This window comes from Pseudomonas sp. UBA6323, assembly GCF_002439135.1.
Classification (GTDB): Bacteria; Pseudomonadota; Gammaproteobacteria; order Pseudomonadales; family Pseudomonadaceae; genus Aquipseudomonas.
Genome location: NZ_DJSX01000058.1, coordinates 43,113 through 68,056 on the forward strand (window position 1 = coordinate 43,113; position 24,944 = coordinate 68,056).

General features: G+C 62.8%; 21 protein-coding genes and 1 pseudogene. 9 read left to right on the top strand and 13 right to left on the bottom strand.

Annotation, left to right across the window (positions count from 1 at the left end):
- Positions 1-7: 7 nt before the first annotated feature.
- Positions 8-1,777, bottom strand: coding sequence for a S8/S53 family peptidase (locus B3P22_RS13445; protein ID WP_296271347.1), 1,770 nt, complete (start codon positions 1,775-1,777; stop codon positions 8-10).
- 170 nt (positions 1,778-1,947) lie between these two features.
- Here B3P22_RS13445 and B3P22_RS13450 point away from each other — a divergent pair, with 170 nt between their 5' ends.
- Entirely contained in the window at positions 1,948-3,087 is a 1,140-nt protein-coding gene (locus tag B3P22_RS13450) for a DUF1624 domain-containing protein (RefSeq protein WP_296271315.1), read from the top strand.
- Between the two features lie 89 nt (positions 3,088-3,176).
- Here the strand turns inward: B3P22_RS13450 and B3P22_RS13455 are convergent, their stop codons facing one another.
- Positions 3,177-5,252, bottom strand: coding sequence for a TonB-dependent receptor (locus B3P22_RS13455; RefSeq protein WP_296271316.1), 2,076 nt, complete (start codon positions 5,250-5,252; stop codon positions 3,177-3,179).
- 332 nt (positions 5,253-5,584) lie between these two features.
- On the opposite strand from B3P22_RS13455, the pseudogene B3P22_RS23925 reads away from it, so the two are divergent.
- A pseudogene (locus tag B3P22_RS23925) lies at positions 5,585-5,784 on the top strand (sensor domain-containing diguanylate cyclase); the annotation flags it as partial.
- Positions 5,785-5,796: 12 nt separating this feature from the next.
- On the opposite strand, the gene B3P22_RS13465 reads toward B3P22_RS23925, so the two are convergent.
- From B3P22_RS13465 to B3P22_RS13485, 5 genes are all read right to left on the bottom strand, one after another.
- Positions 5,797-6,357, bottom strand: coding sequence for a type 1 glutamine amidotransferase domain-containing protein (locus B3P22_RS13465; RefSeq protein WP_197855896.1), 561 nt, complete (start codon positions 6,355-6,357; stop codon positions 5,797-5,799).
- A 401-nt stretch (positions 6,358-6,758) separates the two neighbouring features.
- Positions 6,759-7,742 carry an SDR family oxidoreductase gene (locus B3P22_RS13470; RefSeq protein WP_296271317.1) on the bottom strand — a complete coding sequence of 328 codons (984 nt, stop codon included), beginning with the start codon at positions 7,740-7,742 and terminating at the stop codon, positions 6,759-6,761.
- Positions 7,743-8,177: 435 nt separating this feature from the next.
- Positions 8,178-8,552 carry an NUDIX hydrolase gene (locus tag B3P22_RS13475; protein ID WP_296271318.1) on the bottom strand — a complete coding sequence of 125 codons (375 nt, stop codon included), beginning with the start codon at positions 8,550-8,552 and terminating at the stop codon, positions 8,178-8,180.
- Positions 8,553-8,734: 182 nt separating this feature from the next.
- Positions 8,735-9,280: a hypothetical protein gene (locus B3P22_RS13480; RefSeq protein WP_275544621.1), complete on the bottom strand. Its 546-nt coding sequence runs from the start codon at positions 9,278-9,280 to the stop codon at positions 8,735-8,737.
- A 234-nt stretch (positions 9,281-9,514) separates the two neighbouring features.
- Positions 9,515-10,531 carry an alpha/beta hydrolase gene (locus tag B3P22_RS13485; RefSeq protein ID WP_296271319.1) on the bottom strand — a complete coding sequence of 339 codons (1,017 nt, stop codon included), beginning with the start codon at positions 10,529-10,531 and terminating at the stop codon, positions 9,515-9,517.
- A gap of 149 nt (positions 10,532-10,680) precedes the next feature.
- Here B3P22_RS13485 and B3P22_RS13490 point away from each other — a divergent pair, with 149 nt between their 5' ends.
- The 3 genes from B3P22_RS13490 (at position 10,681) to B3P22_RS13500 (ending at position 13,043) form a co-directional block, all read left to right on the top strand.
- Complete coding sequence (locus B3P22_RS13490; RefSeq protein WP_296271320.1) at positions 10,681-11,580, top strand: LysR family transcriptional regulator; 900 nt, start codon at positions 10,681-10,683, stop codon at positions 11,578-11,580.
- A 316-nt stretch (positions 11,581-11,896) separates the two neighbouring features.
- The gene (gene ycaC / locus B3P22_RS13495) at positions 11,897-12,526 is read left to right on the top strand and encodes an isochorismate family cysteine hydrolase YcaC (protein WP_183892921.1); all 630 of its coding nucleotides are present in this window, start codon (positions 11,897-11,899) and stop codon (positions 12,524-12,526) included.
- 211 nt (positions 12,527-12,737) lie between these two features.
- Positions 12,738-13,043 (top strand): hypothetical protein, encoded by a 306-nt coding sequence (locus B3P22_RS13500; RefSeq protein ID WP_296271321.1) that lies wholly within the window; start codon positions 12,738-12,740, stop codon positions 13,041-13,043.
- 399 nt (positions 13,044-13,442) lie between these two features.
- Here the strand turns inward: B3P22_RS13500 and B3P22_RS13505 are convergent, their stop codons facing one another.
- Entirely contained in the window at positions 13,443-14,390 is a 948-nt protein-coding gene (locus tag B3P22_RS13505) for an AraC family transcriptional regulator (RefSeq protein ID WP_296271322.1), read from the bottom strand.
- Between the two features lie 229 nt (positions 14,391-14,619).
- Between B3P22_RS13505 and B3P22_RS13510 the strand changes: the two genes are divergently transcribed.
- Positions 14,620-15,384, top strand: a complete 765-nt coding sequence (locus tag B3P22_RS13510) for an SDR family NAD(P)-dependent oxidoreductase (RefSeq protein ID WP_197855888.1) — start codon at positions 14,620-14,622, stop codon at positions 15,382-15,384.
- A 100-nt stretch (positions 15,385-15,484) separates the two neighbouring features.
- On the opposite strand, the gene B3P22_RS13515 is transcribed toward B3P22_RS13510, so the two are convergent.
- Positions 15,485-16,546, bottom strand: coding sequence for an AI-2E family transporter (locus B3P22_RS13515; protein WP_275545327.1), 1,062 nt, complete (start codon positions 16,544-16,546; stop codon positions 15,485-15,487).
- Positions 16,547-16,733: 187 nt separating this feature from the next.
- On the opposite strand from B3P22_RS13515, the gene B3P22_RS13520 reads away from it, so the two are divergent.
- Complete coding sequence (locus tag B3P22_RS13520; RefSeq protein ID WP_296271323.1) at positions 16,734-17,438, top strand: class I SAM-dependent methyltransferase; 705 nt, start codon at positions 16,734-16,736, stop codon at positions 17,436-17,438.
- An 11-nt stretch (positions 17,439-17,449) separates the two neighbouring features.
- Here the strand turns inward: B3P22_RS13520 and B3P22_RS13525 are convergent, their stop codons facing one another.
- Together B3P22_RS13525 and B3P22_RS13530 are read right to left on the bottom strand one after the other, a co-directional pair.
- Positions 17,450-17,839 (bottom strand): GFA family protein, encoded by a 390-nt coding sequence (locus B3P22_RS13525; RefSeq protein ID WP_296271324.1) that lies wholly within the window; start codon positions 17,837-17,839, stop codon positions 17,450-17,452.
- 62 nt (positions 17,840-17,901) lie between these two features.
- Positions 17,902-18,255 carry a DUF7079 family protein gene (locus tag B3P22_RS13530; protein WP_296271325.1) on the bottom strand — a complete coding sequence of 118 codons (354 nt, stop codon included), beginning with the start codon at positions 18,253-18,255 and terminating at the stop codon, positions 17,902-17,904.
- A gap of 211 nt (positions 18,256-18,466) precedes the next feature.
- Here B3P22_RS13530 and B3P22_RS13535 point away from each other — a divergent pair, with 211 nt between their 5' ends.
- The gene (locus tag B3P22_RS13535; RefSeq protein WP_296271326.1) at positions 18,467-20,170 is read left to right on the top strand and encodes an amidase; all 1,704 of its coding nucleotides are present in this window, start codon (positions 18,467-18,469) and stop codon (positions 20,168-20,170) included.
- 416 nt (positions 20,171-20,586) lie between these two features.
- Here B3P22_RS13535 and gspD read toward each other — a convergent pair whose 3' ends face one another.
- Both gspD and B3P22_RS13545 read right to left on the bottom strand, forming a co-directional pair.
- Positions 20,587-22,530: a type II secretion system secretin GspD gene (gene gspD, locus B3P22_RS13540; protein WP_296271327.1), complete on the bottom strand. Its 1,944-nt coding sequence runs from the start codon at positions 22,528-22,530 to the stop codon at positions 20,587-20,589.
- Between the two features lie 4 nt (positions 22,531-22,534).
- Positions 22,535-23,176, bottom strand: a complete 642-nt coding sequence (locus B3P22_RS13545) for a type II secretion system protein N (RefSeq protein WP_296271328.1) — start codon at positions 23,174-23,176, stop codon at positions 22,535-22,537.
- Positions 23,177-23,413: 237 nt separating this feature from the next.
- Here B3P22_RS13545 and gspE point away from each other — a divergent pair, with 237 nt between their 5' ends.
- Positions 23,414-24,901: a type II secretion system ATPase GspE gene (gspE, locus tag B3P22_RS13550; RefSeq protein ID WP_296271329.1), complete on the top strand. Its 1,488-nt coding sequence runs from the start codon at positions 23,414-23,416 to the stop codon at positions 24,899-24,901.
- Positions 24,902-24,944: the final 43 nt, after the last annotated feature.

A 24,944-nucleotide genomic window follows, 5' to 3' on the forward strand; every position in this document is an offset into this window, starting at 1 on the left:
ACGCTCTTCAGCGCACCCGGTCGCGACTCTGTACCGCCAGGTCCAGCGCCTTCTGCATATCCAGCCGTGCGGAGCGGCCGACGTCCTTGTCGCTCAGCTGATAGTTGCGCTCGGACGGCAGGATGGGCGCGGTCAGGTCCTCGGCGTCCATCGGTTCGAAGTCGTACTCGCCGCCGATGGTCATGGCGCTGCGCCTCAGCAGCATGCGTACCTGTTCCGGTTGCAGATCCGGGTTGATCGACAGCATCGCAGCGACCACGCCGGTCACCAGTGGGGTGGCGTAGGACGTGCCGCAATGCACCTCGCCGGTGGCGTCGACCTCGTGGGTCGAGGCCTGGGCACAGGCAGCCGCGGTGATGTCGACGCGCATGTCGACGTTCGACGAGTTGCGTTTGACCACGTAGCTCGGGTCGTCGATTTCAACCTCGTCCTTCTTGCTGCGCTGGTGCCCGCCGACCACCAGCAGTTGTTCGGTGATGAAGGAGGAGGGCAGACGGTACTCGTCCCGGCCGGAATAGGACGAGCCGTTGCCGGCAGAGTTGATCACCAGCACGTCCGGGTGTTCTTCGCGCAGCCACAGGAAGAATTCCTCGAGCAACTCTTCGTAGCCGCTCATGGCGATGCCCGAACGCACCAGCGAGTCGATCTCGTCACCTTCGACGTTGCGCGTACCGACGCGGTGAATACCCCAGCTCCAGTTGAGCACGCGCACGCCGTCTTCCACCAGATTGACCGACGCGGCGATATTGGCCGTGATGCCGGCATCCGAGTTGCGCTCGACTATGACGTCGAAGCCGTTGCTGGCCTTGTCCATCCCGCGCAGGAAGCCGGTGTTGCCACCCTTGTCCCAGTGCGCGGCCAAAATGCCGGCCACGGTGCTGCCGTGATTGTCCGGCTTGTCGGCGTCGCGTGCATATACACAGGTGCGCGGCTCGCCGTCCGGGCAGGCGCCCAGGTAGTCGGCAAAATCAGGCGCGTCGAAGTCGACGTTACGCTCGATCACACCCACGCGGATGCGCTCGGCGTCGATGGGCGAGTCGCCTGCGGGAATGCGCCGCTGGTAGTAGTTCACCGCATCCATGAAACGGTTGGCGGCCCATTCCTCGGAATTCTTCTTCGGTTTATGCGCCGGCTTGCGCGCGGCTTCGCTCTCTTCGCCGCGCTCGGGGGCGCTTTCCTCCACGACCACCGCATCAACGCTGGTTTCGCTGCCGATACGCAGTACCAGCGCATCGCGCTCGGTAAGATCTTTCACTGGCAGGCGCAGCTGGTAGACGTTCAGCGGTGGGATGGCACCGACCACCTTGGCATCGTATTTCTTCGCCAGACGCTTGGCCTCATCGAGGCCGTCGTGGCTCTCCTCGATCAACAGGCTGACCAGATCGACGTAGGTGGTCAGGCCGTCCATGTTCTTCGCCACTTCATCCGGGCCGGCGGCCAGCACATGGCTGCGATGCAATGACAGCCATACCGGGTTGCTCTCGCGCGAGCCGTCTTCCAGCCACAACGGCGCGCTGCGATGTTCGTTGCTGTCGAGCTGCAGGCGCAGGGTGTCGCCACTGCGTTGCACCGCCGAGGCGGGCAGTGTGGCGTCGCCGAGGTGCAGCTCGGGTATCGCTTCGCCAAGGCCGCGTACCTGCATGCACCATTCCTGCTTCTCGCCGCCAAGCAGGTCGCCACAGCGTTGCAGACTCTGGATGCGCAAGGCCTCCTGCGCATCGGCAAGCGGGCTTATCACGACCATGACCAAGGCTGACAGCAGAGCGCGGGTGGGCAACATGGGATGGGCCTCCGTGGCGGATGTGGTGCTTTTCCGACTTTGTTTGGCAGGCTTCGTTCAGCTTGGGTGTGAGCTGCGGTCATTGTGAGCACGCATGACAGTGGCGTCACCGCCGCCTCGATTGGTTATAGTATTACGTTTCCTTCACGCCTTACTCGAAGCCTTCCATGCCCTCCAATCGTCTGCTTTCGATCGATGCCCTGCGCGGCTTGGTCATCCTCTTCATGCTGCTCGATCACGTTCGCGAAACCTTCTACCTGCATCAGCAGGTCGGTGATCCGATGGACGTGACCACCACCGAGCCGGCACTGTTCTTCAGCCGCACCCTGGCCCATCTGTGCGCGCCGGTATTCATCCTGCTAACCGGGCTTTCGGCCTTTCTCTTCGGGGAAAAACAGATGAGCCGGGCGGCGACCAGTGCGTTTCTGTTCAAGCGCGGGCTGTTTCTCGTGGTGCTGGAGTTCACCCTGGTCAACTTCGCCTGGACCTTCCAATTTCCGCCTACGGTGATCTACCTGCAGGTGATCTGGGCCATCGGCCTGAGCATGCTGGCGCTGTCCCTGCTGCTATGGCTGCCGCGCGCATTGCTGGCCGTGCTGGGCCTGCTGCTGGTGACCGGGCACAACCTGCTCGACGGGCTGCACTTCGGTGTGGAGTCAGCCATGCATATCCCCTGGGCGGTGCTGCATGACCGCGGCTGGATCGAGCTCTCCGATAACCTGCGTCTGCGCACCTCCTATCCGCTGCTGCCGTGGATCGGTGTGATCGCCCTAGGCTATGTGATCGGCCCCTGGTTCCGCGGAGCGAGCGAGCCAACGCAGCGCATGCGGGCGCTGCAATGGGGCGGTTGCGGCGCGCTGGCGCTGTTCGTGGCGCTGCGCCTGGTCAACGGCTATGGCGAGAAACCCTGGGCGGTCGGGGAGAGCGGGCTGCAGACGTTGATGAGCCTGCTCAACATCACCAAATACCCGCCGTCGCTGCTGTTCCTGGCGCTGACGCTGGGTATTGGCCTGCTACTGCTGGCTGCCTTCGAGCGCCGCAACGAGGGGCGCGTGGTACGCGTGCTGGCGGTATTCGGCAGTGCGCCGATGTTCTTTTATCTATTGCACCTGTATGTACTGAAGCTCCTCTACATCGCCGCGTTCGCCGTCTGGGGTGCAAACCAGGGGCATTACTTCGGCTTCGCCTCGATGGCCTGGGTCTGGGCCGCGACAGTGGTGCTGGCCATGTTGCTGTTCCCGCCAACCCAATGGTTCGCGAGGCTCAAGGCGCGGCGGCGGGACATTCGCTGGTTGAAGTACTTCTGATCAGCAGATGAAAAAAGGCCAGGGTCAAACCCTGGCCGTTTCCTTTGCGCGTAGAGCCCGTTGGGTTTACGCGGCCGAGTAATCCGGTATTACAGCTTTATGTTCATCGACAGGTAGGCCGAGCGGCCGGGTGCCGGGGAGTACATGGGCTGTTCCTGGCCTGGGCCCCACCAGACGTTGTCGTACCAGACGTATTCGTATTCGCGGTCAGTCAGGTTCTTGACCTGCAGATCGACGCTGGTAGAGGCGCTCAACTGGTAGCTGACACTGGCGTCCAATACCGCGAAGCCGCCGTATTTGCCGGCTTCGTTCTTCTCTTCGATGTAGTAGTCGCCCTGCGCGCGGGCCTGCAGGCCGAAGCGCCAGTCATCGTTGTAGCGATAATCCAGCCCCAGGTTGCTGATATAGCGCGGGGTGGAGAACACCTCCTTGCCTTTGAGCGAGTTGTTGTCGCCGTCGAGACCTTTGACGACCTTGGCTTCCTGGATGGCGTGAGAGCCCCATACTGTCCATTGCTGGTTCAGTTGAGAGGTGAACTGCATGTCGATGCCGCGACGACGGGTTTCTCCCAGGCCCACGGTGGCGTCAATGGCCGGCATGTTCGCGACTTCATCGGTGGCATCCTGCTGCCACACGGCAATACGGGTTTCGGTGCCAGCGAAGGGCCGGAATTTCATCCCCACTTCCTTGCCGGTGTTGATCGACGGGTCGTAGCTGCCTGCTCCATTGACGAGGTAGCCCGGGTTGGCGTTACCGGTCAGTATCTGGAAAGTGCGGCCCCAGTTGGCGTAGACATCGATATCGTCATTGACGCTGTAGACCACGCTGAGCTTGGGCTGCTCGATCCAGCCATAGTCCTGAAGCGGACCTTTGCCCGTCGTCGTGACGCCGTTGTTGGTACTGGATATGTTGGTGTTGCCGGTGAATTTGTCCACGCGTATGGCGGGGATGACCTTCAGTGACTCGGTGGGTTGGATGACGGCTTGAACATACCCGCCCAGGTTGCGCAGGGTGTAGTGATCGTTGTTCTGAATGCGCGCCGGGGCGACATCGAAATCAGTGGGAACGTTGAATGTAAAGCGCCGACGCTCGTAGGCGTTGTGCTGCTCTTCATAGTTGATGCCGCCATCGAGGGTCAGGAGATCGTTGGCTCGCCAGGTCAGATTGCTCAGCATGCCGCGCTGCTGTTCGTCCCAGAAGCGGCGCTGACGTGGCCCGTTGCCGGGTTCGTAGCTGGTGAAGGTGATGGAGCGGTCATCGTTGTAACTGTTGTAGTACAGCTTGTTGCTCAGGTTCAGGTCGTCGTTGAGCTGCCAGTCCATGTGCAGGCTCAGGTGCTTCATGTCGCGGTCACTGCGGTCGTTGCCATTCTTGGCCGGCGAATCGGTACGGCTGGCGCGCAACTCTTCACGGGTCAAGAAGCCGCCTTCGTCCGCCTGGTGATGGTACAGGCGGGCGATTGCGCCGACGCGCAAGGTCTGTTCGTCATTGCTGAGGAACCACTTGCCGCCCAGTGAGTATTTGTTGGAGTTGCTATGGTCACGGAAACCGTCGGAGTCCTGTTTGGCCAGCAAGTAGTTCTGCGCGAAGTTGCCTTCTTCATGGCCGATCGCCAACTGCATCTCACGGGTATTGAAGCTGCCGTAGGTCAGGCGGCTATCGGCATAGTTGCCGCCTTGGCGGGTTGCGTAGTTGATGTTGCCGCCGATGTTATGCAGGCCGTAGCGCGGATCGTTGGTGCCGCGGACCACCTCGATGTAGTCGATGTCCAGCGGAAAGATCATGTCGACGAAGCGCTGGTTGCCGCTGTTGACGTTGCTTGGAATACCGTCGATCAGCACCTTGATGCCGTTGATATAACCCTCGCCGTTGAAGGCACGGAAGGTGGCCTTGCCGGACTCGGCACCCATGCCGGTTTCGGTGAGCTGGATGCCGGGCATCTGTCCCAGCAATTGCCAGCTGTTCATCACGTTCTTGTCCTCGATCATGTCGCTGCCCATGATGTCGACCGAGGTCAGAATGCTGTCAGTGCGCAGCGTGCTGCTGGCCTCGGGCGTGACATAGACCTCGCCGAGCGAAACGGTGGAGTTGCCGGATGAGGCTGCGTGAAGCTGAGACGTGACCAATGCGGTCATGACGGCGAGTGAGGCCGAAGTGGCTTTCATGGGTATTCCTAGCGTTGCGTTTTCTATGTGTTGGGAGGTCGTTGCGTAGGCCTGCAACAGCTCGGATGGGTGGCGGTCCATAGCGAGCTGTGCGGTTGTGACCGGCGTGCTGAAAAACCAGGCATTCGATAAAGACGTTATATCATAACAATTTTGTGCTGTTCGGCCAGCCCGAAGACTGCGCATTGGTGTCCATGAGCGCCCTGTCTAGAGCGGCCGGTTGCCCTGCAGCCTATGCAAAGGCCCGTCAACACTGGCTGCGGTGCTATGAACGATCAGACGCCAGCCTGCTAATGGCGTATCAACATCAAGCGTCTTTCGCATCGCTGATGACCGATTTGACCAACGAAATTCCCGGCATGGTCTTCCAGTTGCGCAGGCAAGCGGACGGCGAGTCGACCTTCACCTACTTCAGCGTCGGCATCTCAACGCTCAATGCCGGCGATGCCAGCGTCAGGGCCGCCTTGTCGCGCAGCGATTCGCCCTGTACTGCGCCAAGCGCGGCGGGCGAAATCGCATCGAGCAGCATTGATTGCAGGTTCGCTCAGGCGGCCCGCAGTGCGTGGCTGATCGCGTCGTTGAACGCGGGAATGTCGTCCGGGTTGCGAGAGGTGATCAGCGTCCAGTTCTGCCCCGGACACACCTGCACTTCGGCGTCCACCCAGCTGGCGCCGGCGTTGGCCAGGTCCAGGCGCACGCTGGAATACGACGTCATCACCTTGCCTGGTACCACGCCGGCATCGATCAGCAGCCAGGGGCCGTGGCAGATCGCCGCGACCGTCTTGCCGGCATCGCGAAACTCCTGCACCAGGCGCTGCGCGTCTTCGTCCTGGCGCAGGGTGTCGGCATTCACCGTACCGCCAGGAATCACCAGCAGATCGTATTCCGTGGCGCTTAGCCCCTTGAGCTGGGTGTCGGACTGCACGCTGACATCCTTCTCGCTGTCCTTCAGCCAGGTCTCGGCTTCGCCGCCCTTGACGCTGGCATGGGTGACGCTCGCGCCCTGATCCTTCAGTGCCTGCATTGGTTTGAGCAACTCGTCGCGCTCGATGCCGGTGTTGGCGGTGATGAACAGTACCTTCTTGCCTTGCAGATTCGAACTCATGATCGATACCTCCGCTGATGCGCCGCATACGGCGCAGTGAGTGGTTGCGTTGGTCAACGCGGCATGTATCAGGATTGAAAGGCGTTAGCAGCAGAAGTTCGAACTGATTGCTCGATGGCGAGCCTGCGCGGACAGGCATGCACGAATGATCCCGGTGGCGCCCTGTGCCATGACCCGCGCCGCCCGAGAATCAACGTGTAAGTCTGGTTGCCGGAGACGCTCGGTGGGACATACCTCGGGATCAACCAGGCATTGCTCGCGCGACTGCAGCCATGCAGTCGTGCCAAGGTTTTCAAGATACAAAGCCAAGTCCGCAGCAGTGACCTGCCGCTGCGAACTTTGAGCGCGTGAGGACGCGGCACGAGATTGCCGGTCGCCCTGCTATGAGATATCCGGATCGGTCAGCGCGAGCCGTTACGCAGACGTAGCAAGCCCCAGCCGAGCAGCACGATAGCTGCCGTACCCACCAGCACGACGGGCCGCCTTACGCCCTCAGCTGGGGTGCGCCAGCCGCCGTCGATCCGCCGTTCTCCTGATGGCGGCTGGAACAGGTTGCCAGTGGAGCGTTGCGTGGGTTGCCCGCGCTTGAGCGCACGGCCGACCACAAGGCCGGAAATCTGGGCGAAGCCAGGTAGCAGAAAGTGACCGAGGCGCAGCAGGGTGGCCGCGCTACCGACTGTCCGGGTTGCACGTGGCGCCTGTGCCATCTCGACCATGGCTTCGGCGACACGACGTGGATCGTAGCGGGGTGGCGGCGGGCTGAGTTGATGGCCGGTAAAGTTGCCGCCGTCACGGAAACCGGGCGTGTCCATTACTGCCGGATAGATGTCACAGACATGGATGTCCGGCCATTGCACCAACTCGCCACGCAGCGCCTCGGTGAGGCCACGCAGACCATACTTGGCAGCGGAGTAGGCTGCTGCGTAGGGCTGGGCGACCCAGCTGCCGAGCGACAGCGTGTTGATCAGCACGCCCGAGGACTGGGCCTTGAAATAAGGCATCACCACGTAGGCGCCGCGCAGGTAACCGAGCAGGTCGGTCTGCACCACTTGCTCATGCGCGGCCAGCGGGGTGTCCTCGACGCAGCCCACCGCACCAACGCCTGCGTTGTTCACCCAGATGTCGATGCGTCCATTGCCGAAAGCCGCGGCTTGTTCGGCCAGGTTCTCCATCGCCTCGTTGCGGGTGACGTCGGTGGGCACGGCCAAGGCGCGTGCCCCGAGTCGCTGGCATTCATCGACAACGCACGCCAGCGCCTCGTCGTCGCGTGCGGCAAGCACCAGGCGCGCCCCATGTCGGGCGAACTCATGGGCGGCGCAGCGGCCAATGCCGCTCGACGCGCCTGTGATCACCACCAGCGCGTCATTCAGTCGAGCTTTAGTCATCGTTCTCTCCTGCCGTGAATCGGACGATTTATGGCGACTGATGCCTGCGCGTTTCATCTGTCCTGTGGCAATGTCGTCGCCCCTAAGAAGGGGACTGGCGCGCATCAGAGGGAGTTCATGCTGTTTTACCGATGGCTCAGCGTGTGTCTCATGAGCGGCAGAACGGCCCGCGAGCCTTTTCAGCAGCTCGACCACTTCCTGATCGCTGGTTTGACGGCTGACCGCTGAAGCCACCGTTACGGCCAGCAGCAGACGCTCACTTCCCGCCATCCTGATCGGTGCGGTTGATGCGAGTTGGCTTGCCCCGAGTGGTCGGGTTCATGCCGGTTTCCTCTAGTGATCCTGCCGGTTCCGATGAAGGCAGCGGCGCTGGCGCGTCTTGTTGCCGTTCTCGGATGCCTCGACAGGGCCTTCACCCGGCACGCTCGCAGTGGCTCAGCCCGCTTGGTAATAGCGGCGTAGCAGCTTCTTGCTCGGACGCTTGACCGGCATTTCGCCCAGCTCCTCCAGGGCGAACCAGCCGCAATCCGCTATCTCGTTCTGCGGTCGTGGCGTCTGCGTGTCGGTGACCGATTGATGAAAGACGTGATGGATGCCCGCGCCGAACTCATGGCTTGCCAGGTAGTTGAGGCTGGCGAAGGACAGCCCGGTTTCCTCGTCGAGTTCGCGCAGCGCGGCGGCGTCAGCGCTCTCGTTCGCTTCGATCCTGCCACCGGGCAGGTTCCACTTCGCCTCGGCCTTGCGCACCAACAGAAACTTGTCGCCACGTCGGCAAATGACAGTAGCGCGTACCTTGTTCGCTTTACCCATCGGTGATTCTCGAAAATTGTCTGCGTGACTGCACACGTCACGTCGTCCCGCGAGCTGCGAAGGCGAGTCGGGTGAATCGTGTTGAGGCAGCCTTCCCAGGCTGCCCGATTAAACAATGGAGAAAATACCGCCGCTTATGTTCAGTCTATTTTCACCCTGCATTGGCGGCAGCGAAGAACCGCTCACAGATTCGCCGAGGGCAACTGCAGCCAGAGGGAGAAGGCACCCAGCACACTCCAGAAAACGATGAACAGCCAGGGCGAGCGCAGAAAGAACAGCAATGACTTGTAGGTGCTCTCCCGGCTTGCCTCCTGTTCGCTGAACAGTGGTGAGTCGTCATAGGCATGGCCGAACTCGGGCTCGCTGCGCAGCAATTGCTCCTGCTTGTAGTGCCAGTGCTCGATGATCGTCGCGGAGGCCCTGATTCCCGGCCAGGCGTGCAGTGAGCTGATGATGCCCAGCAAGGTGAACAGTGCCGGAACCACCAGGGTGAACACCGCACCCCAGTTCTCGTTCAGGTTGGCCATGGACGACGCGTAGGCGATCACCAGAAACGACTGCGCCGTCAGATAGGAATTTGTGCGCCCGGCGAGCAGGCTGGTTTCGTATTGAATTTCCCGCCGATAGAAATCGAGCCGCTCCTTCGGCGTGCCGAAAATCAGCAATTCCGCCTGTTTCTCACGCTGCGTGTCATGGGTGTCGGAGGTAATGATTCTTGAGGTTTTCATCGACATGGCTCGATTGTCGGTTGGGCTTCGCCGCGTGGCGAGATATAGCTGGGCAACTGGACGTTAGACTGCGGGGGCTGCAGTCATTCAGTGTTTTTGTCGAGCGGGAGGTCGACTGGGGGGAGGTCAAATGTGCGAAAAAACGCCAACCCAGACGATGCCGGGTTGGCGGTGTCGATACTGCGTCGCTCCCCATCAGCGGGCGAGGCCGCTGATGGGGACGTTGCCGGCCCGTCAGTTCAGGTGAGCTTTCAATTCGCCGGCAGCCTGGCGCATCGCCGCCTTGACCTCGGGTATGTCGTGCAAGGGGTTGAGCAGCCCGTAGTCATGAATCATGCCGTTGTAGCGTACGGCGGTTACATCGACGCCTGCCGCATCCAGCTTTTGCGCATAGGCTTCGCCTTCGTCGCGCAGCACGTCGAGGCCGGCGGTCTGAATCAGGGCGGGTGGCAGACCTTTCAACTGTTCGGCGGTCGCACGCAGCGGTGAGGCATGGATGTCGGCGCGTTGCTTGGGATCGGTGGTGTAGTTATCCCAGAACCACTTCATCATGCCGGTGGTAAGGAAGTGTCCCTCACTGTACTGGCGATACGAGGCCGTCTCGAAGTTGGCGTCCGTCACCGGCCACAGCAGCAGTTGGAAGCGCAGCGCGGGAGCTTTGCGCTCCTTGGCCATCAGGCTGACCACCGCGGCCATGTTACCGCCCACGCTGTTGCCTGCAACTGCCAGGCGGCTGCCATCGACACCGATGCTCTTGCCGTTTTCCGCGACCCAGCGAGTCGCTGCGTAGGCCTGGTTGATGGCCGTCGGGTACTGCGCTTCTGGAGACGGCGTGTAGTCGACATAGACCGCCACTGCGCCCGAGCCAACTACCAGGTCACGAATCAGGCGCGCGTGGGTCGGGTAGTCGCCCAGTACCCAGCCACCGCCGTGGAAGTACATGAAGACAGGCAGATCGCCGGCCTGTTTTTCCGGGCGCACGATGGTCAGTTTGATCGTCTGGCCGTCGGTAGTGATGGTGCGCTCGCTGACCTCGGTCCCGGACAGGTCTACCTTGACCGACGCCTGTGCGCCGGTCAGAACGGCGCGCGCCTCGCTGGGGCTCATCTGCTCGATTGGCTTGCCGCCGCCACTGTTCAGCGCATTCAGGAAATTCTGAGTGCGGTGCTCGGCGACCGGTTCGGCGGCGTAGGCGCTGCCAATGGAAACGGCGAGTGCCAAGGCGGTGAGGGTGTTCTTCAAGGCGTTCATAGCAAGATCCTTATGTTTTTAGTTGGAAGTGCAAAGTTGCCGCCTGGCTTTCGGTCCGTATCGGCGGTATGGAGGCTACTTTAGATATGGCCTTGAGCGGGGACAATTACCTAGAATAGGGATTCATTGATTCCAAATTGGGGACAGTATTGGATCGTATAGAGTGCATGCGCACCTTTGTTGCCACGGTCAATGCCAATGGCTTTGCCGCCGCCGCGCGAGTGCTGGCGGTGCCGCGTTCCAAAGTCAGCAAGCAGATCCAGGCGCTGGAGGAAAGCCTCGGTGTGCAATTGTTGCTACGTACCACCCGCAGCCTGCACCTGACCGAAGCCGGCAGTGATTACTACGAGGCATGCCGCGAGTTGCTCGCCTCGCTGGACGAGGCCGAGCAGCGGGCGCGTAGCGGAATGGCTGAAATCCAGGGCGTATTGAGGATCAACGCGCCCATGTCGTTCGGTTTGTGCCGGCTGGGACCATTGATTCCCAAGTTCCACCAGCTGCATCCGAAAGTGGAACTGCAATTGGTGTTCAGTGATGAACAGGTCGATCCGGTGAAGGGCGGCTTCGACGTGACCATCCGCATCGCCAGTCTGGCGGACTCGTCGCTCGTGGCCCGGCACCTGGCTCCCGCACCGCGCGTGCTGGTCGCCTCAGCGGATTATCTCGAAGCTCATGGCACGCCCCAGGTGCCGCGCGACCTGGCCGCTCACCAGTGCTTGAACTACGGCTATCTGCAGGGCGGCGTCAGGCTGCAGCTGAGCAATGGTCGAGAGACGCAGAGCGTTCTGGTAACGGGGCCCTTGCATGCCAATAACGGTGACCTGCTGGCCCAGGCTGCCGAAGCGGGGATGGGCATTGCCCTGCTACCGACATTCATCGTGGAAAAAGCGCTTCGGGAAGGTCGCCTGGTCGCGGTGATGTGCGACTGGCAGGCGCCCCCCATCTCCATCAACGCGGTGTACCCATCCGCACGGCGTGTGCCGCTCAAAACCCGGGCGTTCCTGGATTTTCTCGCGCAGCAGCTGGGCGACCTGGCGGCCCAGCCATAAGCAGTGCTCACGGTGGTCCGCGGCGGAGCACCCATGGCGCAAGCCCATGCGTAGTAGTGGGGCACGGGCCGAGCCCTGGCCAGGATCTATTCAGCGCGCCGCCGCGATGAAACCACCTCGCTCCATCACTTGGGTGAAGTCATGGCAGCTGGGTTCTTGTTGATCGTTCACGAAATGGAACGCTAGAGGCGATTTTTGCCGTCTAGTCGAAGAAAGTCCTCGAATTTAATCTTTCTTCCATGCAGTGACGCACTGCTGAACGAAAACCCACTCACCGGCGCAGCCGGCACATTGAAAACAATTCGAGGCCTTCACCATGACCAACGCCACCTACAACCGCCTGGACAAAGACAACGCCGTCGTACTGCTGGTCGACCACCAGGCCGGCCTGCTCTCGCTGGTGCGCGACATCGAGCCGGACAAGTTCAAGAACAACGTGCTGGCGCTGGCTGATCTGGCCAAGTTCTTCAACCTGCCGACCATCCTTACCACCAGCTTCGAAACCGGCCCCAACGGCCCGCTGGTTCCCGAGCTGAAGGAAATGTTCCCGGATGCGCCGTACATCGCCCGCCCTGGCCAGATCAACGCCTGGGACAACGAAGACTTCGTCAAGGCGATCAAGGCTACCGGTAAGAAGCAACTGATCATCGCCGGCGTGGTCACCGAAGTCTGCGTAGCGTTCCCGGCCCTGTCGGCCATCGAAGAAGGCTTCGACGTATTCGTGGTCACCGATGCTTCCGGCACCTTCAACCAGATCACCCGTGACTCGGCGTGGCAGCGTATGACCCAGGCCGGCGCGCAACTGATGAACTGGTTCGCCGTGGCCTGCGAGCTGCACCGCGACTGGCGCAACGACGTGGAAGGCCTGGCCAAGATCTGCACCGACCACATCCCGGACTACCGCAACCTGATGACCAGCTACAACGCGCTGACCGCTGGCAAGTGATCCTCGCCTGAAACCGAACCGGAGCCCGCAAAGGCTCCGGTTTTGCTGCGTACGGATTTTCCTCGGTGATCCGCTGCTTGCTCCGCCGCCTGCGCAACGCTGGCGCCAGGGCTCGCCGACTCGGTTTGGCTACCGTTGATCGTGCGAGGCGAACCTGCGCATGGGCTTCGTGACCCAAACAGGAGTCATGCACCAACTTGAGAGCGCACCCATGAAATCCATGTCCGGCATCATTGCCACCGCAACTTTACTATTCGCCACCACCGCTCTGGCCCAGGCGCCGGCAGGAAGCCCCGACGCTGGCCGAGGCTCGGCGCCAAGCCCGAGCGGCACGCCGGCGCCTCAACATGAGCTGGACGTTCACCGGGAGAATGGCCAGTTACGGACAAAAGAGGGGCATAAGGTCAACACGCGCGACGGCAATATGCAGAACGATGGCGATCGCGATGATTCCGGCGAGCATTCCTCACCCGGCGGCCCTACCGACCCGTCCTCCGACCCAGGCACGCTCGAGTAGCGAGGGACCGCGCGTGCGGTAGCCTGAAATTGCCGAAAAAAGCCCGATCAGCAACTGTAGAGGCGCAGGGGGCGGGGTTTTTCTCGTAGAGCTCGGGGCTCAATATCGGTCGCTGGCGAGCTGCGTACAGATCCGAGGGGCCGCAGCGTATAGGCATGAATAGTGAGAAAGCTGATCCAGTTGCTTGATGCGAGCCTCCTGTGGGAAACGTTCGGCCAGATGTTCCGACATGGCGAAAGGCGACCAGTTATCCTCTGAGCCGTGCCACAGCCTCGCAGGCGAAGGCGCTATGGCCGGAAAACCTCGTGCAGTTGCTGACGGGTGCAGGCGTATTCAAATCGCCTGTCTGACCATCCTTTGCGAGAAGCCGAAGGTATTGGAACGATCACTCCTCCAATCCTATCCCGGATTGCGGTAGGCGCTCGGTGTTACGCCCACTTCTCGGCGAAAGACTTGCGAGAAATGGCTGGCGCTCGAATAGCCCACTTCCAGCCCGATATCGATCACGCTGCGCTCGGTTTCCAGCAGCAGCTGCCGGGCGCGAGCCATGCGCAGGCCAATGAAATAGTGCGACGGCGACAATCCGGTAGCGCGTTTGAACAGGCGGCTGAAGTGGTACTCGCTCAGTTGCGCAGCCTGCGCCAGGGTGGCCAGGGAGAGGTCTTGCGCCAGGCGCTGGTTCATCAGGTCGACGACGCGTCTTAATTTGTAGGCTTGCAAGGCATTGCTGCGCCTGCCGGTGGGCAGCGGGGCGCGATAGGTACGCACGAGGTGAATCGCCAGGGCTTGTGCAAGGCTGTGCACAAGTAGGCGGCTCGGCATACGGTTGTCGACAAGCTCCGAGCGCAGCTGTTCGAGCAGCAGGCGTACCCAGTCGTCACGACCGCCGGATACGTCGACGAAATTCACCGGGCCGGCCGCTCGGAGCCCAAGGTCGCGCGCAGCCTGCTCGATCAGCGTCGGCGCGAGATAAAGATGCATCACTTCGAAACTGTCGCCGCCCATGGTCTGCCAGCGCATTTCGTAGGGCTGCGTGGTGCTGGTGAGAAAGAAGTCGCCGACGCGTACCTCGCTTTTTTCCCATTCGCCGCCCGCTGCACGCTCTTCGACGATCGCCGATCCCGCCAGCACCATCACCAGCAGCGGTTCGGCCACCGCAGGTACCAGGATCGGTTCGGCGATGCTGCGGTGGGTGAACAGGTGCAACACCACGTCCTGCGGGGCATGTGGCTGTGGCGGCGCGGGGGCGTCGCTCGGCAGGTATTCCCACATGGTCTCGGCCGTGATCCGCAGGGCGTCGGAACAGGAGGCGGCAGGTTCGGATTGGCTCACCAGTAACGCGTCCATCAATGAGGCCCGATGTCAGGGCGGCGCTGGACAGGTTAGCGCACGGGCGCCGGGCTGCCAGCCGTGCATGCCTGAGCGGACTCATGCGGATTGCGCGCAATATCGCGACAGCCCGCGCAAAGCGGCGAAAGCCTGCCATGGCCAACCGGGAGAGGATGAAACCGTCTTCTAACGCACCCTGTGTGCTTGCTGGCGAAACTCTAGTTTCGCTGAATGAGGAGGAATCACCATGGCTGACATCAAGAACATCACCACCCAGGAAGTCGAGGGTAAAGTTGCCCTGATCACGGGCGCTGCCAGCGGTATCGGCAGGGCTACCGCGCTTTTGCTGCATGCTCGCGGAGCTAGGGTCATCGCCGAGGATATCGATCCTGCCGTGGAAGAACTGGCCCAGCCGGGGCTTGTGCCGCTGGTGGCGGACATCACCGAGGACGGCGCCGCCGAGCGTGCGGTGACGCTGGCGGTCGAGCGCTTCGGTCGGCTCGATATCCTGGTGAACAATGCGGGCATCATCATCAACAAGGCGCTGGTGGAAATGACCCGACAGGATTGGGAGCGCATTCAGGCCGTCAACGCCACCGCCGCCTTTCTGCATTGCCGCGAGGCGATGAAAGTGATGATGCCGAACAAGGCAGGCGCCATCGTCAATATCGCCTCCTATGCCTCTTACTTCGCCTTTCCCACCATCGCTGCCTACGCCGCTTCGAAGGGGGCGCTGGCCCAGCTGACTCGCACGCTGGCGCTTGAGGCCATTGAGCATGGCATTCGGGTGAATGCCGTCGGCTCGGGGGACGTTGTGACCAACATCCTCAACGATGTGGTGGAAGACGGTCCGGCGTTTCTGGCCCAGCACGGCGAGAACGCGCCGATCGGTCGTGCGGCTCAGCCGCAGGAGATTGCCGAAGTGGTTGCCTTCCTGGCGTCCGAGCGGGCGAGTTTCATGGTTGGCGCCGTGGTCATGGTCGATGGCGGCATGACGGTGACGGCTGGCTGACCAGCCAGCGGGCATGCGCTGCGCCTGCCCGCCCGCTGGCGCAGCGCACGCCCCTCGGAGGATCGTGCGCAGGGCTGTTCCTCGGTGGTTTCAGTTTGCCTCAGTCCGGCAACCTGACCTTTTTCTTCGCGCTGAACAGATTCCAGCTCGACACGAACAAAGCCGCCACCAGCGGACCGATCACGAAGCCGTTGAGGCCCAGCAGGGCCAGGCCACCGAGGGTGGAAATAAGGATCAGGTAGTCGGGCATACGGGTGTCCTTGCCGACCAGGATGGGGCGTAGGATATTGTCCACCAGGCCGATTACCAGCACGCCGAACAGGGTAAGGACAACGCCTTGCAACAGGCTGCCGCTGAACATCAGGTAGATGGCCACCGGCGCCCAGATGATGCCGGCCCCGGCTGCCGGCAGCAGCGACAGGAAGGCCATCAGCACGCCCCACAGCAGCGGGCTGTAGATGCCCAGCACCCAGAAGATCAAGCCACCAAGTGCGCCCTGTATCGCGGCGACCACCACGTTGCCCTTGACCGTGGCGCGCACCACGCGGGTGAATTTGATCTGCAGGCGGCGTTTGGTCGTATCAGCTAAAGGAATAGCGGTGCGAATTTTGCGCACCAGCTGCTTGCCGTCGCGCAGCAGGAAGAACAGCAGGTACAGCATGACGAAGAAGTCGATGAAGAACTCGAACGTGCCCTGGCCGATGGCGAAAACCTTGGTCGCCAGATACTGACTGCCGACCAAGGCGCCATCGGAGATTTTTTCGCGCAGGCCGTCCAGGTCGCTCACCCCGACGCGGTCGAGCTGTTCCTGTATCGACGGCGGCAACATCTGGATGGCACTGGTGACGTAGCTGCCGATGTCCAGTTCGCCGGACTCCAGCTTCTGATAGAGAGACGCGCCTTCGGCGACCACGGCTGAGGTGATGAAGATCACCGGCAGAATCGCCACCAGCAGGCAGATGATCGATGTCAGCAGGGCAGCCAGGTTGCTGCGCCCACCCGTGCGGCGAATCAGGCGCTCCTGCAGCGGGGCGAACACCACGGCGAGGACCATGCCCCAGAACACCGCGCCATAGAAGGGCAGCAGGATCCAGAAGAAGGCGACGGTCACCAGCACGAGCAGCAGGATGAAGGCTTTCTGTTCGAAGGTCGGGTTCTGCATATCGGGTCCGCTGGGAGTGGGCATGCCCGTTAGTCCCCCGAAGCTCTGGCAAAGTGCCCACGAATTCGTCATTGGCAAATCGCTCATTCCCGCGTTGTGGCTGATTCCATTTCAGGCGGGTGGGGAGGGCTTGACAGCTCTGGGATACTGGAGAGCGTAAGGACGATTATTCGACGGAGGATTTGCCATGCGTGACGAGGAAATCAAGGCGCTGTTCGACCAGCAGGCGGCAGGTTACGACCAGCAATGGGCAGGAATGGCACCGATTCGCGAAGCGCTGTACTTGCTGCTCGATGCGTTGTTAGTTGCTCTGCCGGCCGACGCACGGATTCTCTGCGTAGGCGCCGGCACCGGTGCGGAGATCGCTCATCTGGCCGAGCGTTTTCCCGGTTGGCGCTTCACCGCGCTCGACCCGTCCGGGGCGATGCTGCAGGTGTGCCGTCAGCGTGCGGAGCGCGGCGGCTTTGCCCATCGTTGCGACTTTCACGAGGGGTATCTGGAAACCCTGGCGGCAGGTCAGGCCTATGATGCTGCCACCTGCTTTCTGGTGTCGCAGTTTTTCACCGACGCGCAGGCGCGTACCGGTTTCTTCGGCCAAATCGCTCAGCGCCTGAAGCCGGGCGGGCTGCTGGCCAACGCCGACCTGGCATCGGACATCCACTCAGCAGCCTACGAGGTGCTGCTGCCTGGCTGGATGACGCTGATGTCATCGGCCGGCGTCGACGCGCAGATGCTGGAGCGGGCGCGTGCGGCCTATGCGCGCGACGTGGCGGTGCTGCCGGCGCCGCAGGTGGCCGGCATCATCCAGGCAGGCGGTTTTACGGCGCCGACGCCGTTCTTCCAGGCCGGGCTGATGCACGGCTGGATTTGCCGGCGCGCGATGAACACATAAGGCCTGCGCGGTCATTCGTGGCGCGTGCTGCCCTCGCGGTCGCGCGGGTAGCGGCGGTTGAAGGGGAAGGGCGGTAGCCAGGCCTCGCGGCGGATGGTCCAGAGTTCGTAGGTGGGAGTGAAGCGGTCCGGCTCGTCCAGCGAGCCGACATTCACTTCGATTTCATCCGCCGAGCGCCCGAACACCGATGAGCCGCAGCGCGGACAGAAGTGGCGGCCGGCGTACTGGCCGGTTTCGCCCTCTATCTTCACCGCGTCCTGCGGGAATATCGCCGAGGTATGGAAGAGGGCGCCATGGTGCTTGCGGCAATCCATGCAGTGACAGACGCCGACCCGATAAGGCTGGCCGCTGGTTTCGAAACGTACCTGGCCGCAAAGGCAGCCGCCGGTGAAACGATCCATATGCTCGTCCTCCTGAGGTTGGCATGCAGGAGCTGAAAACATAGCAGGCGATGGCGGGAGGGCTAGAGGCGATCCAGCTCGTGCTCGATCTTCGCCCATTGCGACTTCAATGCCAGGCGCAAGTAAGCGACAAAGAGCCGGTCGCGCAGACGGCGCAGCGCCGAGTTATCGCGAGCGGCGCGGGCGCTGTCGATGGTTTCGCTGAGCCAGGTACTGCCGAAGCCGGTCCAGATGGGTGGGATGGGCGCAAGCAGGTTGGAGTAGCACGCGGGCGCGACATCCTCGTAGAAGGCTGCTTGCGCTATGGCGCGGTCATAGCTTTGCAACTGACGAGCGATCCAGGCGTAGTCGATTTCGTTGTCGACGAATACCTCCGACAACACCGCCCACAGCTGGATGCGTTCTTCGCGAGTCATGAGCCTTCGAATACCTGTAGCGCCGTGCCGAGACTGTATAGGGTCGCGCGCCGCCTGACCATCGGCGACGGGCTGCTGCTAAGGCGCGGCGGCATGTATCATCGGGCGCATAGTTGCGCGGCTCGATCTGCCTGTGGGCGTCGGCGCAAACGTACAGCTTTTGTATTTGGGGCCGGTGACGGCCGGCCCGTCCTCTGCGAGTGATGACACCATGATCGAGGTAACCGAAGTTTCCATCGCCGAGCTGCGTGCCGCGCTGGAGTCCGGCCGCGCCACGGCGGTCGAGTTGGTCAAGGCCTACCTGGCGCGTATCGATGCCTACGATGGCCCGGACACGCCAACCAAACTCAATGCGGTGGTGGTGCGCAATCCCGAGGCACTGAAGGAAGCCGAGGCTTCCGATGCACGCCGCGCCCGTGGCGAAACCCTCGGTCCGCTCGATGGCATCCCTTACACCGCCAAGGACAGCTACCTGGTCAAGGGCCTGACAGCGGCTTCCGGCAGCCCGGCATTCAAGGATCTGGTGGCCCAGCGCGACGCCTTCACCATCGAGCGCCTGCGCGCCGCCGGTGCCATCTGCCTGGGCAAGACCAACATGCCGCCTATGGCCAATGGCGGCATGCAGCGTGGCGTGTATGGCCGCGCTGAAAGCCCTTACAGTGCCGATTACCTGACTGCCCCCTTCGCCTCCGGCTCGTCCAACGGCGCCGGCACGGCCACCGCGGCCAGCTTCTCGGCCTTCGGCCTGGCCGAGGAAACCTGGTCCAGCGGGCGCGGCCCAGCCTCGAACAACGGCCTGTGTGCCTACACGCCGTCGCGTGGGGTGATCTCGGTGCGCGGCAACTGGCCGCTGACGCCGACCATGGACGTGGTAGTGCCCTACGCCCGCACCATGGCCGATCTGCTGCAGGTGCTCGACGTGGTGGTGGCCGATGACCCGGACACCCGTGGCGACCTGTGGCGCATGCAGCCCTGGGTGCCGATCCCCAAGGCTTCCGATGTGCGCCCCGAGTCCTACCTGGCGCTCGCCGCCAAGGCCGACGCGCTCAAGGGCAAACGCCTGGGCATGCCGAAGATGTTCATCAACAAGGACGAGTTAGCCGGCACCAGCGAGTCGCCCGGTATCGGCGGGCCGACTGGCCAGCGTATCCACACCCGGCCGACGGTGATCGCCCTGTGGGAAGCCGCGCGTCAGGCACTGGAAGCGGCGGGCGCCGAGGTGGTGGAGGTGGATTTCCCGCTGGTATCCAACTGCGAGGGTGACCGCCCCGGCGCGCCGACCGTGTTCAATCGCGGCATCGTCACCCCGGAGTTCCTGCATGACGAGTTGTGGGAACTGAGCGGCTGGGCCTTCGACGATTTCCTGCGCGCCAATGGCGACCCGAAACTCAACCGCCTGGCCGATGTCGATGGCCCGCAGATCTTCCCCCATGACCCCGGTACGCTGCCGAACCGCGAGGGCGACCTGGCAGCGGGCATGGACGAGTACGTCAACATGGCCAAGCGCGGCATCAAGCCCTGGGATCAGATCGCCACGCTGCCCGATGGCCTGCGCGGCCTGGAGCAGATTCGCAAGATCGATCTGGAAGACTGGATGGATCAACTCGGCTTGGATGCTGTGCTGTTTCCCACTGTGGCCGATGTGGGCCCGGCCGATGCCGACGTCAACCCGGCTTCCGCCGATATCGCCTGGAGCAATGGCGTGTGGGTCGCCAATGGCAACCTGGCGATCCGTCACCAGGGCATACCGACCGTCACCGTGCCGATGGGCGTGATGGCCGATATCGGCATGCCGGTGGGCCTGACCTTTGCCGGCCGTGCTTACGATGACAATGCACTGCTGCAACTGGCGGCGGCTTATGAGTCGACCGGCAACAAGCGCCAGGTGCCGCCGCGTACGCCGCCGTTGGGTTGATCAAACCCTGTCGTTTAGGAGCGAGCTCTGCTCGCGAAGCGCTTTTCGCGAGCAGAGCTCGCTCCTACAGAAGAACAGCGACCAGCCGCTGACTGCCTTGTAGGAGCGGCTTTAGCCGCGATCGCCGCTGAGAGCGTCGCCGCTAAAGCGCCTCCCACGGTCCGTGGCGCTCCAAGATCCGATACGTAGGGCGTGCGCAACGCGCCATTCTGGCGGGTTTCACCCGCCCTACAGAAGAACAGCGACCAGCCGCTGACTGCCTTGTAGGAGCGGCTTTAGCCGCGACTGTTGTAGAGCTTGTCGCCGCTAAAGCGCCTCCCACGGTCCGTGGCGTTCCACGATCCGATACGTAGGGCGGGTGCAACCCGCCACGGCAGCAATGGCGGGTTACACCCGCCCTACGATTCACTCGTTCCCTACCGCCGCAAATCCACCGCCGGGACGCCCTGACCATCGAACAGCTGGCTCGGCTGGCTGGGCAGGATGCTTGGGCGGCCGTCGTTGGTGCCGCCATTGCCGATGATGCGGATATCGCTGTACTTCTTGCCGGAAAGCGCCGCCAGGCCGGCGCCATCACGCACTACCGTGGGCCGCAGGAAGACCATCAGGTTGCGCTTGATATGCGAGTCGCGAGTCGAGCGGAACAGACCGCCGAGCAGAGGGATATCGCCCAGTAGCGGCACCTTGGAGATGGCCTGGGTGACGTCGTCCTGAATCAGGCCGCCAAGCACGATCACCTGGCCGTCGTCGGCGAGGATGGTGCTCTTGATCGAGCGCTTGTTGGTCACCAGGTCGACCGCCTGGGCGTTGAGCCCGGTGCTGGGGGCGATGGAGGAGATTTCCTGCTCGATCTCCAGGCGCAGGGTGGCGCCCTCGTTGATATGCGGGGTGACCTTGAGGGTCACGCCGATATCCTTGCGCTCGATGGTGGTGAAGGGGTTGCCGGCGCCCGAGGCATCGGTGGTGTAGGAGCCGGTCTGGAAGGGTACGTTTTGCCCCACCAGAATCTCTGCCTTCTGGTTGTCCAGGGTCAGCAGGCTAGGCGTGGACAGCAGGTTGCTCTTGCTGTTGGCCGACAGCGCTGTGATCAGTGCGCCGAAACTGTCACTGCCGATACCGATGATGGCACCGTCGGGCAGGGTGGTATTTTCGGGTATCTCGCCGCTTTGCAGAATCTGCAGCACGGTGCCGACCGACAGGCCGGTACCGCCGAAATTCACCCCGCCCAGGCCACCTGTCCGGCCGCGGGCGTCCACCGCCCACTGCACGCCGAGGGCATCGGTGATGTCGCCGGAGACCTCGACGATGGCAGCCTCGACCATCACCTGCGCGCGCGGTACGTCAAGCTGACGCACGATGTCTTCGAGGGTCGCGACCAGGTCGGGCTCGGCCAGCAGCACCAGGGCGTTGAGGCTCTCGTCGGCGCGGATGAGGATATTCGACTGTCGACCGGTGGTTTCGCTGCCTTCCTGAGTCTTCAGCCCTTCGGAGATTTCCCCGAGGGTTTCGGCCAGGGATTTAGCGTCGTTGTGGCGCAGGCGAATCACTCGCGTATTGGCCGAGCGGCTGCTAGGGCTGTCCAGCGAACGGGCGAGGTCGGCCAGTTTGCTGCGGGCCTCCGGTGGGCCGAGCAGAATCAGGCGGTTGGTGCGGGCATCGGCCACCACCTGCGTGGCGCTGGTGCCCTTGGCCTGGCCGCGGGCGATGGAGGCGTTTAGCACTTCGGCGGCGTCCATCACCCAGGCGTGCTGCAGGGTAACCACGCTGAAGTCCTGTGCGCCGCTTTGGTCGAGCTGGCGCATCAGGTCTTCGATGCGTGCGATGTTGGCGCTGCGGTCGCTGATGATCAGCGCATTGGACGAGGTGACGGCCGCCAGGTGGCCATACTGCGGCACCAGCGGGCGGATCAGCGGGATCAGCTCGGCCACTGGCGCGTGCTGCACCTGAATCAGCCGGGTTTCCAGGCGATCCGGCGCCGGGCGGCCGGCATCGGCTTCGGCCTTGGCTTCGGCGTTGGGCACGATGCGCGCCTGGTCGCCCTGGGTCAGCACGCTGAAGCCATGGGTGGCCATCACCGAGAGGAACAGCTGATAGACCTCGGACAGCCCCAGCGGCGTGCTCGATACCACATTGACCTGGCCCTTCACGCGCGGATCGACGACGAAGGTCTGCCCGGTGATGCTGGCGATCTGGTCGATGAATTCGCGAATGTCGGCGCCTTTGAGGTTGATGGTCCAGCTTTCCTCCTGCTGATTGGCACTGGCCGGAACCTGTTCGATCTGCGCGAGCAGGGGCAGGGGAGCAGTGGCCAGGCCGGCGGCGAGGAGGGCAAGAGTCAGTCGGCTTCGGAGAACATGCATCGGGTCAGTCGCTTTCCATGGGCTGTTCGGCGGGCGTTTCCTCAGGCGCGGTGCCAGAGGCTTCCATCTGTTCGCGCAGCTCTTGCATGCGCTGGCGCAGTTGTTCGAGGTTGTCTTGGTCGAGTTGATCGAGCTGTTGCAGCGAGTCGTCGGGGCTGGTTTCGACCGGTGGCGTATAGCTGTATTGGCCGCTTTGCTGGCGCGGGAAGGTGAGGCTTTCACGGCGGCCGTTGCGCAGCAACTCGACGCGGTCGGCATACACGGCGTCCAGGCGCACGCCGTTGTCCACATCCATGCCGACGCTATAGCGCTGTGCGCTCTGACCGTGGCGCTGGATCAGCGCGCTGGAGCGCTGCGGGTCACTGTGAACGAAGCTGCCGAGCAGGGTCAGTTGCAGGTTGGTGGCCGGTGGCGGGCCGCCGTCGACCTGGCGTGGTGTACCGAACAGCTGGGCGATGGGCGCCTGGGCGCGTTGTTCGGGTGTGGGTGCGCTCTGAGCGGTGGGCGGCTGATCGGGGGCGCGCACCAGGCGCAGCAATTCGGCGCTCTGCCAGGCCAGGCTGACGCTCAGGGCGATCAGCACGAGCATGCCGATCAGGCTTGGGGCATTGTCCTTGAGGCGCTGGGAAAGGGCCGGGATGGGCAAAGGCGTTACTCCGCAAACGACGATTTAATTCTTCTTATGGTCCGGGGCGTCGCGCGCTGATCATAGCAGCCTGGGCAAGCTTGGCATCCTCAGAATAGGTTGGGTGTGCAGATCTAGGCAATGTGCTAAAGATAATCGAATAAAACATACAAGAAGACCGTCTCAGAGGTGGCCCATTGGGCCAGGCAGTCAGATTAGGCTGTACTACCGGGACAAGGTTCTGCTCTAAGGTCACGCATGAACGCTTCGTTGCTCGAAACTCCGCTGCGCCGCCTGCCCTTCAGCTTCGCCAAGCGTCATGGCGTGGTGTTCGTCATGCATGACGGCCGCGCCAGCCTGGCTCATCGCGCCGACTGCGACCTGGTCGCATTGGCCGAAGCGCAGCGTTTTGCCGGGCGCCGTCTACCGCTGCAGGTGCTCGGCACTCACGAATTCGCCCAAGCGCTGGGCGCCGCCTATCAGCACGATTCCGCTTCCATGCAGCTGGCCGAGGATATCGGCGGCAGCCTCGATCTGGCCTCGCTGGCCGATCAGGTGCCGGAAACCGAAGACCTGCTGGAGCAGGAAGACGACGCGCCGATCATCCGCCTGATCAACGCGATTCTCGGCGAAGCGATCAAGGAAAACGCCTCCGATATCCACCTGGAAACCTTCGAGAAACGCCTAGTGGTGCGCTTTCGTGTGGACGGCATCCTGCGCGAGGTGCTCGAACCCCAGCGCGAGCTGGCCGCCTTGCTGGTGTCACGGGTCAAGGTCATGGCGCGCCTGGATATCGCCGAGAAGCGCGTGCCGCAGGATGGGCGCATCTCGCTCAAGGTCGGCGGACGCGAGGTGGATATTCGCGTCTCCACGCTGCCGTCGGCCAATGGCGAGCGGGTGGTGTTGCGCCTGCTCGACAAGCAGGCCGGGCGCCTGTCGTTGCAGCATCTGGGCATGCGCGGCGAGGATCGCGCGCTAATGGAGCAGACCGTGCGCAAGCCGCACGGCATCCTGTTGGTCACCGGGCCCACCGGTTCGGGCAAGACCACCACGCTGTACGCCAGCCTGGTCAGCCTCAACGACCACACGCGCAATATCCTCACCGTCGAAGACCCGATCGAATATCACCTCGAAGGCATCGGCCAGACCCAGGTCAACACCAAGGTGGATATGACCTTTGCCCGTGGCTTGCGCGCCATCCTGCGCCAGGACCCGGACGTGGTGATGGTCGGCGAGATTCGTGACAAGGAGACCGCCGAGATCGCCGTACAGGCCTCGCTGACCGGCCATCTGGTGCTGTCGACCCTGCATACCAACAGCGCCATCGGCGCCATTACCCGACTGGTGGACATGGGCGTGGAGCCCTTCCTGCTGTCGTCCTCCTTGCTGGGCGTACTGGCCCAGCGTCTGGTGCGCGTGCTGTGCCCGGCATGCAAGGAACCTTACCCGGCCGACGCGGCCGAATGCGCGTTGCTCGGTGTGCCGACAAGCCCGCCTCCGACCCTGTATCACGCCCGCGGCTGCGCCCATTGCCATCAACAGGGCTATCGCGGGCGTACCGGCATCTACGAGCTGGTGGTGTTCGACGAGACCATGCGCACTCTGGTGCACAGCCGCGCTTCCGAGCAGGACATGACTCGTCATGCCCGCACTTTGGGGCCGAGCATCCGTGACGATGGCCGGCGCAAGGTGCTGGAAGGGGTGACCACGGTCGAGGAAGTGCTGCGCGTGACGCGGGAAGAATGATGAGGATCACCGGTTTTGCGTCTGCGATGCCCTCTGTGGGAGC

Excerpts from the sequence above, each read along its gene's own strand:
- gspE (WP_296271329.1), top strand. The coding sequence starts at position 23,414 with ATGAACGCTTCGTTGCTCGAAACTCCGCTGCGCCGCCTGCCCTTCAGC.
- B3P22_RS13470 (WP_296271317.1), bottom strand. The coding sequence starts at position 7,742 with ATGACTAAAGCTCGACTGAATGACGCGCTGGTGGTGATCACAGGCGCG.
- B3P22_RS13510 (WP_197855888.1), top strand. The coding sequence starts at position 14,620 with ATGGCTGACATCAAGAACATCACCACCCAGGAAGTCGAGGGTAAAGTT.
- B3P22_RS13520 (WP_296271323.1), top strand. The coding sequence starts at position 16,734 with ATGCGTGACGAGGAAATCAAGGCGCTGTTCGACCAGCAGGCGGCAGGT.
- B3P22_RS13465 (WP_197855896.1), bottom strand. The coding sequence starts at position 6,357 with ATGAGTTCGAATCTGCAAGGCAAGAAGGTACTGTTCATCACCGCCAAC.
- B3P22_RS13505 (WP_296271322.1), bottom strand. The coding sequence starts at position 14,390 with ATGGACGCGTTACTGGTGAGCCAATCCGAACCTGCCGCCTCCTGTTCC.
- B3P22_RS13485 (WP_296271319.1), bottom strand. The coding sequence starts at position 10,531 with ATGAACGCCTTGAAGAACACCCTCACCGCCTTGGCACTCGCCGTTTCC.
- B3P22_RS13450 (WP_296271315.1), top strand. The coding sequence starts at position 1,948 with ATGCCCTCCAATCGTCTGCTTTCGATCGATGCCCTGCGCGGCTTGGTC.
- B3P22_RS13515 (WP_275545327.1), bottom strand. The coding sequence starts at position 16,546 with ATGCAGAACCCGACCTTCGAACAGAAAGCCTTCATCCTGCTGCTCGTG.
- B3P22_RS13455 (WP_296271316.1), bottom strand. The coding sequence starts at position 5,252 with ATGAAAGCCACTTCGGCCTCACTCGCCGTCATGACCGCATTGGTCACG.
- B3P22_RS13530 (WP_296271325.1), bottom strand. The coding sequence starts at position 18,255 with ATGACTCGCGAAGAACGCATCCAGCTGTGGGCGGTGTTGTCGGAGGTA.
- B3P22_RS13500 (WP_296271321.1), top strand. The coding sequence starts at position 12,738 with ATGAAATCCATGTCCGGCATCATTGCCACCGCAACTTTACTATTCGCC.
- B3P22_RS13535 (WP_296271326.1), top strand. The coding sequence starts at position 18,467 with ATGATCGAGGTAACCGAAGTTTCCATCGCCGAGCTGCGTGCCGCGCTG.
- ycaC (WP_183892921.1), top strand. The coding sequence starts at position 11,897 with ATGACCAACGCCACCTACAACCGCCTGGACAAAGACAACGCCGTCGTA.
- B3P22_RS13525 (WP_296271324.1), bottom strand. The coding sequence starts at position 17,839 with ATGGATCGTTTCACCGGCGGCTGCCTTTGCGGCCAGGTACGTTTCGAA.
- B3P22_RS13480 (WP_275544621.1), bottom strand. The coding sequence starts at position 9,280 with ATGAAAACCTCAAGAATCATTACCTCCGACACCCATGACACGCAGCGT.
- gspD (WP_296271327.1), bottom strand. The coding sequence starts at position 22,530 with ATGCATGTTCTCCGAAGCCGACTGACTCTTGCCCTCCTCGCCGCCGGC.
- B3P22_RS13475 (WP_296271318.1), bottom strand. The coding sequence starts at position 8,552 with ATGGGTAAAGCGAACAAGGTACGCGCTACTGTCATTTGCCGACGTGGC.